This is a genomic window from Pseudomonas sp. 3296, from assembly GCF_031456615.1.
Taxonomy (GTDB): domain Bacteria; phylum Pseudomonadota; class Gammaproteobacteria; order Pseudomonadales; family Pseudomonadaceae; genus Aquipseudomonas; species Aquipseudomonas mucoides.
Map to the genome: position 1 here is coordinate 32489 of NZ_JAVDUY010000009.1, position 13276 is coordinate 45764.

The 13276-nt window shown below is 61.0% G+C and carries 11 protein-coding genes; 6 read left to right on the top strand and 5 right to left on the bottom strand.

Annotation, left to right across the window (positions count from 1 at the left end; translation table 11 throughout):
- Positions 1-22: 22 nt before the first annotated feature.
- The 5 genes from J2X66_RS23905 to J2X66_RS23925 all read right to left on the bottom strand — a co-directional run bounded on the left by J2X66_RS23905 (position 23) and on the right by J2X66_RS23925 (position 6108).
- Positions 23-961: a LysR family transcriptional regulator gene (locus J2X66_RS23905; RefSeq protein WP_310269401.1), complete on the bottom strand. Its 939-nt coding sequence runs from the start codon at positions 959-961 to the stop codon at positions 23-25.
- Positions 962-1037: 76 nt separating this feature from the next.
- Positions 1038-1988, bottom strand: coding sequence for an aldo/keto reductase (locus tag J2X66_RS23910; protein WP_310269404.1), 951 nt, complete (start codon positions 1986-1988; stop codon positions 1038-1040).
- Between the two features lie 31 nt (positions 1989-2019).
- Entirely contained in the window at positions 2020-3486 is a 1467-nt protein-coding gene (locus tag J2X66_RS23915) for an efflux transporter outer membrane subunit (protein ID WP_310269406.1), read from the bottom strand.
- Positions 3487-3505: 19 nt separating this feature from the next.
- Complete coding sequence (locus J2X66_RS23920) at positions 3506-4975, bottom strand: MDR family MFS transporter (RefSeq protein WP_310269409.1); 1470 nt, start codon at positions 4973-4975, stop codon at positions 3506-3508.
- Complete coding sequence (locus tag J2X66_RS23925; protein WP_310269411.1) at positions 4975-6108, bottom strand: HlyD family secretion protein; 1134 nt, start codon at positions 6106-6108, stop codon at positions 4975-4977. Before J2X66_RS23925 ends, J2X66_RS23920 begins: the two co-directional genes overlap by 1 nt.
- 227 nt (positions 6109-6335) lie before the next feature.
- Here J2X66_RS23925 and J2X66_RS23930 point away from each other — a divergent pair, with 227 nt between their 5' ends.
- The 6 genes from J2X66_RS23930 to J2X66_RS23955 all read left to right on the top strand — a co-directional run bounded on the left by J2X66_RS23930 (position 6336) and on the right by J2X66_RS23955 (position 13252).
- The gene (locus J2X66_RS23930) at positions 6336-6959 is read left to right on the top strand and encodes a TetR/AcrR family transcriptional regulator (protein ID WP_310269414.1); all 624 of its coding nucleotides are present in this window, start codon (positions 6336-6338) and stop codon (positions 6957-6959) included.
- A gap of 8 nt (positions 6960-6967) precedes the next feature.
- The gene (gene mug / locus J2X66_RS23935; RefSeq protein ID WP_310269417.1) at positions 6968-7492 is read left to right on the top strand and encodes a G/U mismatch-specific DNA glycosylase; all 525 of its coding nucleotides are present in this window, start codon (positions 6968-6970) and stop codon (positions 7490-7492) included.
- Positions 7493-7608: 116 nt separating this feature from the next.
- Positions 7609-8982: a glutamine synthetase family protein gene (locus J2X66_RS23940; protein ID WP_310269420.1), complete on the top strand. Its 1374-nt coding sequence runs from the start codon at positions 7609-7611 to the stop codon at positions 8980-8982.
- A 7-nt stretch (positions 8983-8989) separates the two neighbouring features.
- A complete protein-coding gene (locus tag J2X66_RS23945; protein WP_310269423.1) occupies positions 8990-10381 on the top strand; it encodes an aldehyde dehydrogenase family protein in 1392 nt (463 codons plus the stop codon).
- A 3-nt stretch (positions 10382-10384) separates the two neighbouring features.
- The gene (locus tag J2X66_RS23950; RefSeq protein WP_310269427.1) at positions 10385-11545 is read left to right on the top strand and encodes an iron-containing alcohol dehydrogenase; all 1161 of its coding nucleotides are present in this window, start codon (positions 10385-10387) and stop codon (positions 11543-11545) included.
- A gap of 147 nt (positions 11546-11692) precedes the next feature.
- The gene (locus tag J2X66_RS23955) at positions 11693-13252 is read left to right on the top strand and encodes an amino acid permease (protein WP_310269429.1); all 1560 of its coding nucleotides are present in this window, start codon (positions 11693-11695) and stop codon (positions 13250-13252) included.
- Positions 13253-13276 lie beyond the last annotated feature (24 nt).

Below are 13276 nucleotides of genomic sequence, written 5' to 3' on the forward strand. Positions count from 1 at the left end.
CGACACTCCATACCGACGGCGGTTAGTTTTTTGGGGTTGAACCCACGATTTTTTCATCGGAGGCCAACAGGACCGGAATGTAGTTCTTGAGAAAATCCACCCAGGTCTTGATCTTCGCATCGACGAATTTGCGTGACGGATAGATGGCAAACACACTCAATTCTTCAAAATGATACTCAGGCAACACCCGCACCAAGGTCCCCGCTTTCAAACCTTCCACGGCAGACGCAATCGGTTGAATGCCGATGCCCATTCCATTGCTGATCGCCACTGTCATCGCGTCGGCGGTGTTGACGTGAAACGGCGACATTGGAGTGCTCACCGTCTCCACGCCTTCGGGCCCTTCGAATACCCAGTTTTGCGCCGGCATCACCGTGTTCACAATCCTCAGGCAATCATGTGCGCCCAGTGCACCCGGTGCGTCGGGAATTCCGCGCTTCTTCAAGTACGCGGGCGAGGCGCAGAGAATGCTGTAGGTAATGCCCAGCCGCTGCGCGACAAAACCTGAATCGGGTAAGTCCCGCGCCAACACAATCGACATGTCATAGCCTTCTTCCAGCAAGTCCGGCAGCCGATTGGTCAGGGTCAAATCAAACATCACCGAAGGGTGCGTCTCCCTGTACCGGGCGATGGCGTTGATCACGTAGTGATTGCCCACAGCGGACATTGCATGAATTTTCAGCCGCCCCACGGGTTGGGTATGCGCCGTTCCCGCTTCTTCATCGGCTTCGCGCATCTCCTCGATAATCTTCTCGCAGCGTTGTAAATAGCGCTGCCCGGCCTCGGTCAGGGCCAGGCGGCGCGTCGTGCGGTTGATCAGGCGTGTTTGCAGCCGCGCCTCCAGGCTGGAAACCGCTTTGGAAATGTTGGTGGTCGAAGTGTCCAGCATCGCCGCTGCGGCAGTAAAACTGCCGCTCTGGGCTACCGCGATGAAACAACGCAGGGTTTGGAAAACGTCCATCGGTTTTGCCTCGGCACACAATTGACCAGTCAAAAAAAAGCGGCGGCCTGAGATCAGACCACCGCGTTAGCATGGGTTACCTTTTGCCTGGGATAAAGCCCGGAATACCGGTTTCCACCACCGAGTTGAAGCGCACCCGGGTCGTGATGTCCTCCTTGATTTCAAGCATGGCCCGGTGCGGCAGCGTGGCAATGTCAAAGTTTTCCTGAATATGGCTCAGTGTCGCAGACGTGGTCAGAAACGCCACACCGCGCTGCACCGACCAGGCCAAGGCGACTTGAGCCGGGGTTCTGCGCAGGTGTTTGGCGATGCCGGTCAGCACCGGATCTTCCAGCACCGCAGGCTGCATGCCATGACCGAGCGGCGCAAACGCGAGGACGATGATGCCGTGCAGTTTGCAGAACTCCAGCAGCTCCCATTCCGGCAGATACGGGTGGGATTCCACCTGCACCACGGCAGGTTTTATCCGCGCCACGTCGACAATCGCCTTCAACGCCTCAAGGGTGATGTCCGACAAGCCGATGGATTTGCAGCGCCCTTCATCCACGAGCTGTTCCAACGCCCGCCATGTCTCGATCAAGGTCACGCCCGAGTCATAGATCATGTGGCCGAACGGGTCTCGGGGTTCCTGGTCATCACCGGGTTGAAAGGCGAACGGCGTGTGGATCAGGTAGCAGTCAACGTAATCCACTTGAAGACGCCGACAACTGGCCTCGAACGCCGGCAACACGCGCTCGGGACGATGGTTGGTGTTCCACAGTTTGGTGGTGATGAACAGGTCTTCGCGCCGGGCCTTGCCCGAGTCGATGAAGGCCTTGAACGCCACGCCCACTGCTTCTTCGTTGCGATAACGCTCGGCGCAATCGAAATGACGGAAACCGGTTTCCAGCGCGTGGGTGACCGCTTGGGTGGTGACGCTGAGGTCGCGAAACAAGGTGCCAAAGCCCACGGCTGGCATCTCGGCCGAGCCGTGATTCAGTGCAAATTTTGTCTCGCGAAGTTCGTCGTGAAAGGCTTCGTAGGTCATGTCGTTACTCCACTCTCTGAGGCCGCAGCCTTTACTGATATGAACGTTTGGATTCTTCGCGGCTGGCGACTCGCTGCTCAAACACGCCGACCGAATTGCCGCCGAGGGCGACAAACAACTGGACGGTGTCGAGGTACTGCGCGGTCTTCACCCTGATCTGTCCCAACAACGCCTGCTCATAGGCGCGCTCGGCCTCCAGCACCTGGAGGATGCTGTTATCGCCTTGGGCGTACGCTTGTTGGTTCAAGCGAAAACTGCTGTCGGCGGCGCGCAATGCGTCTTCCTGGGCGAGGTTTTCTTCGGCGTGATGGTTGATGGATTGCAGCGTGTCCGCGACCTGACCGAACGACTGGATGACGGTCTGCTGATAATCCGCGAGTGAGGCGTTGTAGCCGTCGACCGCCGCCTGGCGTTCAGCCTTGAGGGTGCCGCCATTGAAGATCGGTCCCGCCACCCCGGCGGCAAAGCCCCAGAGCGCGGCGCCGCCATTACCGGACGCCGACTGCGCGAGAAACGCCGACAGCTCCACATGCGGATACAGGTTGGCGGTCGCGACACCGACGGCGGCGCTGGCCATGTGCAGTTGCGCTTCGGCTTGCAGTACGTCCGGCCGGGTGTGGGCCATTTCCGAGGGCAGACTGACAGGCACGTTGGCCGGCAAGGCAAATTCACTCAGGTCGAAGTCCGGCGCGATCCAGTCGGCCGGGCCTTTGCCGGTCAGGATCGACAGCGCATGCCGGGCCGAATCACGTTGCTGAGCCAGAGGTGGCAATAGCGTGCGGTCCTGGGCGAGCCGGGTTTCGGCCAGCGACACATCGATCTGCGTGGTGCTGCCGTTGGCATGGGCCATGCGCACCAATTCAAGGTTTTTGCTGTCATTGGCCAGCAGTTTTTCCACGGCCTGGATCTGCGCATTCGCCGAGGCCATCAACAACGCCTGGCTGGCGACATTGCCCGTCAAGGTCAGGTACGCCGCTTCGTAGCGATGTTGCTGAAACGCCGTCAATGCTTGCTGTTGTTCAACCTCGCGCTTGTTGCCGCCGAACACGTCCAGATCGAAACCGACCCGAGGCCCGATGGCATAAAAGTTGGAAACCACGGGCTGCGGTCCGTTGTGCGTACGCTGGCGACCGGCCTGGGCAGCAAAATCGACCTGCGGATACAGCACCCCTTCCGCCGCCGCGACGGAAGATGCCGCCTGGCGAATGGTGGCATCGGCCGCGACGAGTTCCAGATTGCCGTCGATGGCCCGGCGCACAACGCTGTCGAGCTTGGGCGAACGAAACGCCGTCCACCAGTCGCCGTTGACGTTCTTGCCCAAATCGATGCGCTGGCCAAGACGCTGCTCGGCCTGTTGATCGTAGTGTTGGGACGAGCTCGGTGGCGGCATTTGATAATCGGGGCCGACCGTGCAAGCGGTCAGGAACACCAGCACCGCGACCGCACCGAAGGTGGTGTTGATCAGTTGTCTGTTGATGAAACGCGCATTGGATTTCATGAGGCAAACTCCACGAAAACTAGTTGGTCGCAACGGGCTTGCGAAGGAAGATCACCAGTGGGCTCACCACCAGCATCGCGAACATCAAAATCTTGAATTGGCCGACCACGCCGATAAACGCCGCCTGGCCGGTGATCATTTCGTTGAGCCCCGCCATGGCTTGCAGGGACGTCGCCGCCGAATGCGCCGCCGCGCCATACGGCGTCAGGTTGCTGGCCAGCGCCATGTGCATCGCGTGGGTGTTGTTGTAGAAATACAACTGCACGATTGCCACACCGAGGGTGCTGCCGTACACACGCGACAGATTGAACAGACCGGTGCCTTCCGGGCGCAGCGTCGGGTCGAGCGTGCTGAACGCAACCTTGGTCAGCGACGGCATCAACAGGCCGATGCCGATGCCCTGAATCGCACCCGCCAGCGCCACCGGCCACCCGTCCATCAGCGGCGAGTAACCGAGCATCAGCCAGTTGGCATACACCACGATGGCCACGCCCGCCGCCACGAACAGTCGACGGTCGAAACGCTCCGGAACACGCCCCATCAACAGAAACGCACCGACCAGGCCCATGCCGCGCGGGATGGTCAGTGAACCGGTGGTGTCCGGCGGGTAGCCGAGGATTTCATCGAGCATCGGCGACGTCAGCGCCATGGTCGACAGCAGCACGAAACCCACCGCAAAAAAGATCACCGTCGACAACACGAAGTTACGGTCGCTGAACAAACGCTTGTTGAGGAAATGCACCTTCGCGGTCAGCACATGCACCAGGAACAGGTAGAGCCCGAGCGCACAGCCGATTGCTTCCAGCCAGATTTCGGTCGAGGCAAACCAGTCCAGGCGTTCACCGCGATCGAGCAACATTTGCAGGCTGATCAGCCCTAGCGTGAAGGTGCCGAAACCGAAGAAATCGAACGTCGGGCGTTTCTCGGCCTTCTTCTCGGCGAGCAACAATGCGATTACCAGGAAGATGTACGCCGACAGCGGCAGGCTGATGTAGAAGATCGGGCGCCAGCCGAAATGTTCGGCGACCCAGCCGCCGATGCTCGGGCCGCTGACGATGCCCAACAGCACGATGGTGGTCCACGTGGCACCGAACCTGGCGCGTTTCTCCAGTGGCAAGGTTTCCAGAGCAATCGCCATCGACAATGGCGCCAGAACGCCACTCGCCAGGCCCTGAATAATCCGCGCGCCGATGAACTCCAGCGGCGTCGAAGCCAGGGTGGCGAGCAGCAAGCCCAGGACGAACACGGCCAGCGCGGTTTGATACACCCGTTTCAAGCCATAACGCCCGGCCAGCCACTGCGCGATCGGCATGGTGATCGCGCTCGCTGCAAGGTAGGAGGTGAAGATCCACCCGGCCTGGTCGTCGGTCATCGACAGGCTGCCTTGAATATGTCTGAGCACGGCATTGGGCAACGGCAGGTTCGCCGATTGCATGTACGTCGCGAGCAATGCGGCCAACCTCAATGAACCCGCGGGAGTGGTGTTCATCAGGAAGCTCCTGCGGTCAACAGCGCCTTGAGCGGTTGCCACCATGGCGTGCGGTGCCCGGTATCGACCTTGACCGTGGCGCTGATCCCCGAATAGAGCGGCATCTGCGGGTCGAGCTCGTCGAGTTCGAGCCGCACCGGCACCCGCTGCACCACCTTGACCCAATTGCCGGTGGCATTTTCCGGCGGCAGCAAGGCGAAGTCCGAACCGGCACCGGGGCTCATGCTGATCACGTGGGCCTTGAACTCGTGATCCGGGTAGGTATCGAGGTGAATGGTCGCGGCCTGACCCGGACGCATATGCGTCACCTCCGTTTCGCGGAAGTTGGCTTCCACCCACACCTCGCGATCAGACAGCAGCGCAAAGGCTGGCGCGCCGTTGTTCACAAAATTGCCTACCTGCAAATCATCGACCTTGGCAACGATGCCGTCGTCTGGCGCATACACCGTGGCGTAGGAGAGGTAGAGCTGGGCTTCATCCAGCTGCGCCTTGGCCTCGCGCACGGCCGGGTGGCTGTCGACCTCGATGTTCGGATTGCCGTTCAACGCAACCACGGTGCTGGCAATCTGTTGTTCGATCGAGGCAATTCGCTGGCGCGACACCTTCACGTCGGTGTCGGCGCGCTCATACATCGACTTCGACACGAACTCGGACGCGACCAGTGCCTTCTTGCGGCCAAATTCCTTTTGGTCGAAGTCGGCCGACTCTTTGGCCGATTGCAGTTCGGCCTGTTGCTGCCGGTAACTGGCCTTGAGCCCATCGATGCGCAAACGCGCCACGCTCAACTGGGCTTGTGCGCGGTCAACGGCGATCTGCAAGGGTTTGGGGTCGATGCGGAATAATACCTGGCCCTTGCGAACGGGCTGGTTGTCCTCGACTGCGATCTCGATGACCTGCCCCGAGGTGCGCGCATTGATCGACGCCTTGGCCACTCGGGCGTAGGCGTTATCGGTCGAGATGTAAGGTTCGCCGGCTACATAGTGGGCGTAGCCGATCGCTGCAAAAAGCGCCGGGACACCCACCATCAACAGGGGCCGTACAGTTTCTTTAAGCGTTTTTTTGTTGGGCGCTGTCGGATTCGGCCCTGGGTGCTCAAAGGTTTGTGAAGCCGGAATATCGAACTGTTTAGTCATGATCGAAAACACCTTTAACCGGGAAGTCAGGGGCTAATACCCATAAAAAACAGCCATACCGTGCGCAGTCAGAAGGATCACTCCGCCGCACCCTGTTTCGTCGCCGCTATACCCCGTTCGAGCGCTGCTTCAACAAACCTGAAATTGAGGAACTTCTGGTTCCTTAATTTTGTGCGATGGTGTAAGAATATGCCTCGACCTACCTTCACACAAGGATTTTGTACGCCATGGCACAAAAAAAGATTACCGAAGCAAAAGGACGTGGACGCCCACGCGCCTACGACCCGCAGACCGCACTGCAGCAAGCGCTTGGTGTGTTTTGGAGTACCGGCTATTCCGCCGCGTCCCTGGACAGCATCGCCACCGCAGCGGGCATGAACCGCCCGAGCCTGTATGCCGCCTTCGGTGACAAACACGCGCTGTACATCAAGGCGCTCGAGCAGTACTGGGAATTTGCCGCCGCCGACATGCACGCGGCGCTGACGGACAGCCAACTGTCCTTGAGCGAGGCGCTGATGCGTTTCTATGAGGGCCAGCTGTCGATCTATTTCTCGGGTGACGGTCAGCCGCGTGGCTGTTTCGCGATTGGCACGGCAACCACCGAAGCCGTCGAGGATGTTGAAATCCGTGAGGTGCTGTCGGACCGTCTGAGCCGACTCGACGCCGATCTCGAAGCGCGTCTGCGAACAGCCGTTACTGCCGGCGAACTCAAAGACAACGTCGACCCGGCCGCCCTCGCCGTGCTCGCCTCCTCCCTGTTGCACAGCATTTCGATCCGGGCACGGGCCGGCAAATCCCGCGCGGAGCTGACCGAACTGGCACGCAACGCGGTCAACGTGATCTGTGGTTGAGAAGCTTTATGGCGAGTGAAGGACTTGAAGACATACTGGCCGACGATCTCGATGTGATTTTCTGCGGGATCAATCCGGGCATGACAGCCGCCGCCCAAGGGCATCACTTTGCGGGCCGGAGTAATCGCTTCTGGCGCACGCTCCACCTAGCCGGTTTTACGCCAGAGGAGGTGCGCCCGGAAAACGACCGGACGATTTTGCAGTACCGCTGCGGATTGACCGCCGTGGTCGACCGGCCCACGGCGCGCGCCGATCAGCTGTCGTTGCACGAATTCACCGCCGCCGCTGCCGACTTTGAACAGAAGATCCTGCGCCATACGCCCCGCGTCGTCGCGTTTCTGGGCAAGGCCGCCTACAGCGCGTTAACCGGCCAGCGGGAGATTGCCTGGGGTCTTCAACCCAAGACCTTCGGCGACGCCAAGGTCTGGATCTTGCCCAACCCGAGCGGGCGAAATCTGGCGTTTTCGCTGAATCAGTTGGTGGCTGCGTATCGCCAACTCCATCAAAACTTGCACAAATCGACAGTAGGCTAAGCTAAGGATCAGCTTATTGCGCACGATGCTCGCTCCGGCAGGGTTTGGGTTTTTCTGAAGAGCGTCTGCAACAGCTATTTCAGACAGGCCCACACTGTTCACGCAGGACTGACGTGATGACCGAGCCCCTTCTCAGCTTTGATGAACTGAAGCGTGCCGCCGTTGCCGGCGAAATTGATACCGTCCTGGTCTGCATGGTCGACATGCAGGGACGTCTGGTCGGCAAACGATTCCAGGTCGAGTTTTTCATCGACAGCGGCCACGAAGAAACCCACTGCTGCAATTACCTGTTGGCCGACGACATCGACATGGAGCCCGTACCGGGCTATGCCGCTGCCAGTTGGAGCAAAGGCTATGGCGACTTTGTGCTCAAGCCCGACATGTCCACCCTGCGCCGGGTGCCCTGGCTGGAATGCACGGCGCTGGTGCTCTGTGATGTGCTCGATCACCACCATCGCCGCGACTTGCCACACAGCCCCCGAGCAATCCTGAAGAAGCAGATCGAACGCCTGCGCGAGCGTGGCTATACCGGCATGTTCGCCTCGGAACTGGAGTTCTATCTGTTCGACGAGAGTTACGAGGCCATCCACAAGCGCAACTACCACAAGCCAAGAACCGCCGGCCATTACATCGAGGATTACAACATCCTGCAGACCACCCGCGAAGAGCCGGTGCTGCGGGCGATTCGCAAGCACCTGCAGGCCAGCGGCATCCCCGTGGAAAATTCCAAGGGCGAATGGGGCCCCGGCCAGGAAGAGATCAACATCCGCTACGCCGATGCCCTGACCATGGCCGACCACCACGTCATCATCAAACACGCCTGCAAAGAGATCGCGCAACTGCAAGGCAAGGCGATCACCTTCATGGCCAAGTGGCGTTATGACGCCGCCGGGTCCAGCAGCCACATCCATAATTCGCTGTGGGACAAGAACGGCAAGAAGCCGCTGTTCTTCGATGCCAAGGCCGAATTCGGCATGTCGAACCTGATGCGCTCCTGGGTCGCCGGACAGCTCAAATACGCCAACGACATCACCTGTTTTCTCGCGCCCTACATCAACTCGTACAAACGTTTCCAGGCCGGCACGTTTGCACCGACGCGGGCGGTGTGGAGCCGCGACAATCGCACTGCTGGTTTTCGGCTGTGTGCCGAAAACAGCAAATCCATCCGCATCGAATGCCGCATCGGCGGCGCCGACCTCAACCCTTATCTGGCCTTTGCGGCGCTGATCGCGGCGGGTCTGGCCGGGGTCGACGAGAAGCTCACCCTCGCCCCGCCCTTTGAAGGCGACGCTTACGTCGATGACCATCTACCCGAAGTCTCCAAGACTTTGCGCGAAGCCAGCGCCGCGCTCCAGCGTTCGAGCATGTTGCGTGAAGCGTTTGGCGACGAGGTGATCGACCACTACGTGCACACCGCCGAATGGGAGCAGAAAGAATACGACCGGCGAATCACCGACTGGGAACTGCAGCGCGGCTTCGAGCGCTATTGAGGTCAGCATGACGGCAACCATCAAGCTCATTTCCCCGGTCGATGGCCGGGTTTATGCCGAGCGCCGCTGCGCCGACGCCACGCAGATCGAACAGGCACTGTCCGCCGCCTCCACCGCCCAGGCGCAATGGAAACGCCGGCCGCTGAGCGAGCGCGCGGTTTTTTGCAGTGCCGTGGTGGACGCGATGCTGGCGATGAAAACCGACATCGTGCGGGAACTGGCCTGGCAAATGGGGCGCCCGATACGCTTTGGCGCGGGTGAATTGCGCGGTTTCGAAGAGCGAGCCCGGCACATGATCGCCATTGCACCTGAAGCCCTGGCGACGATTGAACCCACGCCCGTCAGCGGTTTTCGTCGGTACATTCAACGTGATCCATTGGGGACCGTGCTGGTCGTTGCGCCATGGAATTACCCGTACCTGACCGCCGTGAATACGATCATTCCGGCGCTGATGGCCGGCAACAGCGTCATCCTCAAACACGCATCGCAAACGCTGCTGGTGGGAGAACGGTTCGCCGAGGCCATGGCCAGCGCCAACTTGCCGCCCGGTCTGTTTCACAACCTGCTGCTCGATCACCACCAGACCGCCGAAATCATCGGATCAGGACGCGTGCAACAAGTGAATTTCACCGGCTCCGTCGGCGCTGGCGAGGCCATGGAAACCGCCGCCACCGGGCGCTTCCTCGGTGTAGGCCTGGAGCTCGGCGGCAAAGACCCGGCCTACGTGCGCGCCGATGCCAATCTCGAACACGCGGTAGAGAATCTGGTGGACGGCAGTTTCTTCAATTCCGGACAGAGTTGCTGCGCCATCGAACGCATTTACGTCGACAAAAAAATCTACCCAGCCTTCATCGAGCGTTTCGCTGCCCTGACCCGCCAATACGTGCTGGGCAATCCACTGGATGAAGCCACCACACTCGGCCCCTTGGTCACCCCGGCCGCCGCTGATTTCGTGCGAGGGCAGATCGTCGAAGCGCTGGCCCAAGGCGCCAAGGCACTGATTGAACCCACGGCGTTTCCCGTTGACGAACCGGGCAGCGCCTACCTCGCGCCGCAGGTGTTGGTCGACGTCACCCACCACATGTCAGTCATGCGCGAGGAAAGCTTCGGCCCGGTGGTTGGCATCATGCCCGTCGAAGGTGACGATGAAGCCATCGCCCTGATGAATGACAGCGAATTCGGGCTCAGCGCCTCGATCTGGACCCAGGACCTCGCCGCCGCCGAACGCTTGGGCAACGAGATCGATACTGGCACCGTGTTCATGAACCGCTGCGATTACCTCGACCCGGCCCTGGCCTGGACCGGGGTGAAAAACAGCGGACGCGGCGTCACCTTGTCGCGCCTCGGTTATGAACACCTGACCCGCGCCAAATCCTTCCATTTGCGCCACGAGATCTGAGCCATGAGCCTGACCGCGAACTGGAATTACCCCACGAGCATCCGCTTCGGTGTCGGCCGCATCGCCGAACTCGCCGACACCTGCCGCGCCCAAGGCATTCAGCGACCGTTGCTGGTCACCGACAGTGGCCTGGCGCGTGCGCCGATGACCCTCGCCACCCTCGACGCTCTGCGCTCAGCGGGCCTCGGTGCGGCGATGTTTAGCGACCTCAAGCCCAACCCGGTCGAAGCCAACCTTGCCGGAGGCCTGGATGCCTGGCGTTCCGGCAACCACGATGGCGTGATCGCCTTCGGGGGCGGCAGTGGCCTGGACATGGGCAAGCTCATCGCCTTCATGAGCGGGCAGACGCGGCCGGTCTGGGATTTCGAAGACATCGGCGACTACTGGACTCGCGCCGATGAAAGCCGCATCGCCCCGGTCATTGCGGTGCCGACCACGGCGGGCACGGGCTCCGAAGTCGGCCGTGCGGCGGTGATCATCGATGAGGCAACCCACACAAAACGCATCATCTTCCACCCGAAAATGATGCCGCGCGTGGTCATCAGCGACCCGGCCCTGACCGTCGGCATGCCGGCGAAAATCACCGCCGGCACCGGCATGGACGCCCTGGCGCACTGCCTGGAAGCCTACTGCGCCCCCGGTTTTCACCCGTTGGCCGACGGCATCGCCGTGGAAGGCATGCGCCTGGTGGCCAACGCATTGGTGCGCGCCGTGCACACGCCGGGCGACCTGGAAGCGCGCGCGAACATGCTTGCGGCGGCGGCGATGGGCGCCACCGCGTTCCAGAAAGGCCTGGGCGGGATGCACGCCCTTTCGCATCCGGTCGGCGCGCTGTACGACACCCATCACGGCATGACCAACGCGACATTCATGCCTTATGTGCTGAAATTCAATCGCCCGGCCATCGAAGAGCGCATCACGCGCCTGGCCGCGTATTTGCGTTTGCCCTCCCCCGGCTTCGACAGCTTCCTGGCCTTCATCCTCAAGCTGCGCAAAGACATCGGCGTGCCTCACACGCTGTTCGAGTTGGGCGTGGATGACAAACAAGCCGACCTGATCGCCGACATGGCCGTGGTCGATCCTTCCGCCGGCGGCAACCCGCTGCCTTTGACCAAGGCCGGTGCGGCAGAGATTTTCGACGCGGCGTTTCACGGCCGCCTGTAGAGCCGTTGACTGTCGGTGCTCGACACATGAAGGCAGCGCACGGCAGGTTGTATCGGTTGGAGACAGGAGCAGTACGACAAGGGGTTGAAAGCCAGTTCGTCCGGCATTCCGGAGGGGCGCGTATCAAAACCTGAAGGGGCACACAACATGAATCCAGCAAGCCAGCCCGGCTCCGACGCCTCGCATGACGAGGACGTCAAGGCACTGCACAGCATGGGCTACGCCCAGCAGCTCTCGCGACGCATGGGCGTTTTCTCCAACTTCGCGATTTCCTTCTCGATCATCTGCATCCTCTCCGGGGGCATCAACTCCCTCGCCCAAGGCACCTCCGGTGCGGGCGGCGCGTCCATCGGCATCGGCTGGCCCATCGGCTGCCTGATCTCCGGGGTGTTCGCCATGGCCATGGCGCAAATTTCCTCGGCGTACCCCACCGCTGGCGGGCTGTATCACTGGGGCTCGATTCTGGGCAACCGCTTCACCGGATGGCTGACCGCGTGGTTCAACCTCCTGGGATTGGTCACCGTACTGGGGGCGATCAACGTCGGCACCTATTACTTCTTTTTCGGTGCGTTCGGACCGGCATTGGGCATGGAAGACACGACCACGGTGCGGGTGATTTTCCTCGCCGTGCTGACCGGTCTTCAGGCCTTGTGCAACCACCTGGGGATCGGCCTGACCGCCAGGCTCACCGACTTCTCCGGCTACCTGATTTTCGCCACGGCTTTGGCGCTGACCATCGTCTGCCTGATCTCGGCACCGAGCTATGAATTCGCACGGTTGTGGACCTTCAGCAACTACTCCGGCGATGCCGGCGGCGCGGTCTGGCCATCGGTGTCGAACGGCTGGGTGTTCATGCTCGGCCTGCTGCTGCCGATCTACACCATCACCGGTTATGACGCCTCGGCACACACCTCCGAAGAGACGCGCAACGCAGCCATTTCCGTGCCGCGCGGCATGGTCATGTCGGTGGTCTGGTCGTTGCTGTTCGGCTGGGTGATGTTGTGCTCGTTCGTGCTGATGTTGCCGAACATGGACGAGGCGGCCAAGCAAGGCTGGAACGTGTTTTTCTGGGCGATGAACACCCAGGTCAGCCCGACGCTGAAAGTGGCGCTGTATGTAGCGATTTTCATCTCGCAGATCCTCTGCGGCTTGGCGACCGTGACCTCGGTGTCCCGGATGATCTTCGCCTTCTCCCGTGACGGCGGCCTGCCCTTCTCCAGAGCACTGGCCTCGGTCTCGCCAACCTTTCGCAGCCCGGTGGCGGCGATCTGGACGGGTGCCACCCTCGCCGTGCTGTTCGACTGGGGCTCGTCGGTGATCTCGGTCGGGGCCACGCCGGTGTATACGATCGTGGTGTCCTGCACGGTGATCTTCCTGTTCTTCTCTTTCATCATTCCCATCGTGCTGGGCCTGTTTACCTACGGGACCTCGAAGTGGCCGACCATGGGGCCGTGGAACATGGGACGCTTCTGGTACACCGTATTCGCCCTGCTCTCGGTGCTGTCGATGGTGATCATTTTCATCATCGGCATTCAGCCACCGAACGATTGGGCGCTGTACATCACCATCGGCTTCCTGGTGCTGACGGCGATTGTCTGGTTCGGCTTTGAAGCCCGACGCTTCCAAGGGCCGCCGGTGGGCGATGTGATTGCCCAGCGCCAGGCGCAGATTGCGGCGGCTGAGGCGGCGTTGAATAAACGCGGTTGAAGCTACACGAACCTTGTAGCAGCC

Bases quoted from the DNA above. Each gene is read 5' to 3' on its own strand.
- J2X66_RS23945 (WP_310269423.1), top strand. From the start codon at position 8,990: ATGACGGCAACCATCAAGCTCATTTCCCCGGTCGATGGCCGGGTTTAT.
- J2X66_RS23920 (WP_310269409.1), bottom strand. From the start codon at position 4,975: ATGAACACCACTCCCGCGGGTTCATTGAGGTTGGCCGCATTGCTCGCG.
- J2X66_RS23910 (WP_310269404.1), bottom strand. From the start codon at position 1,988: ATGACCTACGAAGCCTTTCACGACGAACTTCGCGAGACAAAATTTGCA.
- J2X66_RS23925 (WP_310269411.1), bottom strand. From the start codon at position 6,108: ATGACTAAACAGTTCGATATTCCGGCTTCACAAACCTTTGAGCACCCA.
- J2X66_RS23940 (WP_310269420.1), top strand. From the start codon at position 7,609: ATGACCGAGCCCCTTCTCAGCTTTGATGAACTGAAGCGTGCCGCCGTT.
- mug (WP_310269417.1), top strand. From the start codon at position 6,968: ATGGCGAGTGAAGGACTTGAAGACATACTGGCCGACGATCTCGATGTG.
- J2X66_RS23950 (WP_310269427.1), top strand. From the start codon at position 10,385: ATGAGCCTGACCGCGAACTGGAATTACCCCACGAGCATCCGCTTCGGT.
- J2X66_RS23905 (WP_310269401.1), bottom strand. From the start codon at position 961: ATGGACGTTTTCCAAACCCTGCGTTGTTTCATCGCGGTAGCCCAGAGC.
- J2X66_RS23930 (WP_310269414.1), top strand. From the start codon at position 6,336: ATGGCACAAAAAAAGATTACCGAAGCAAAAGGACGTGGACGCCCACGC.
- J2X66_RS23955 (WP_310269429.1), top strand. From the start codon at position 11,693: ATGAATCCAGCAAGCCAGCCCGGCTCCGACGCCTCGCATGACGAGGAC.
- J2X66_RS23915 (WP_310269406.1), bottom strand. From the start codon at position 3,486: ATGAAATCCAATGCGCGTTTCATCAACAGACAACTGATCAACACCACC.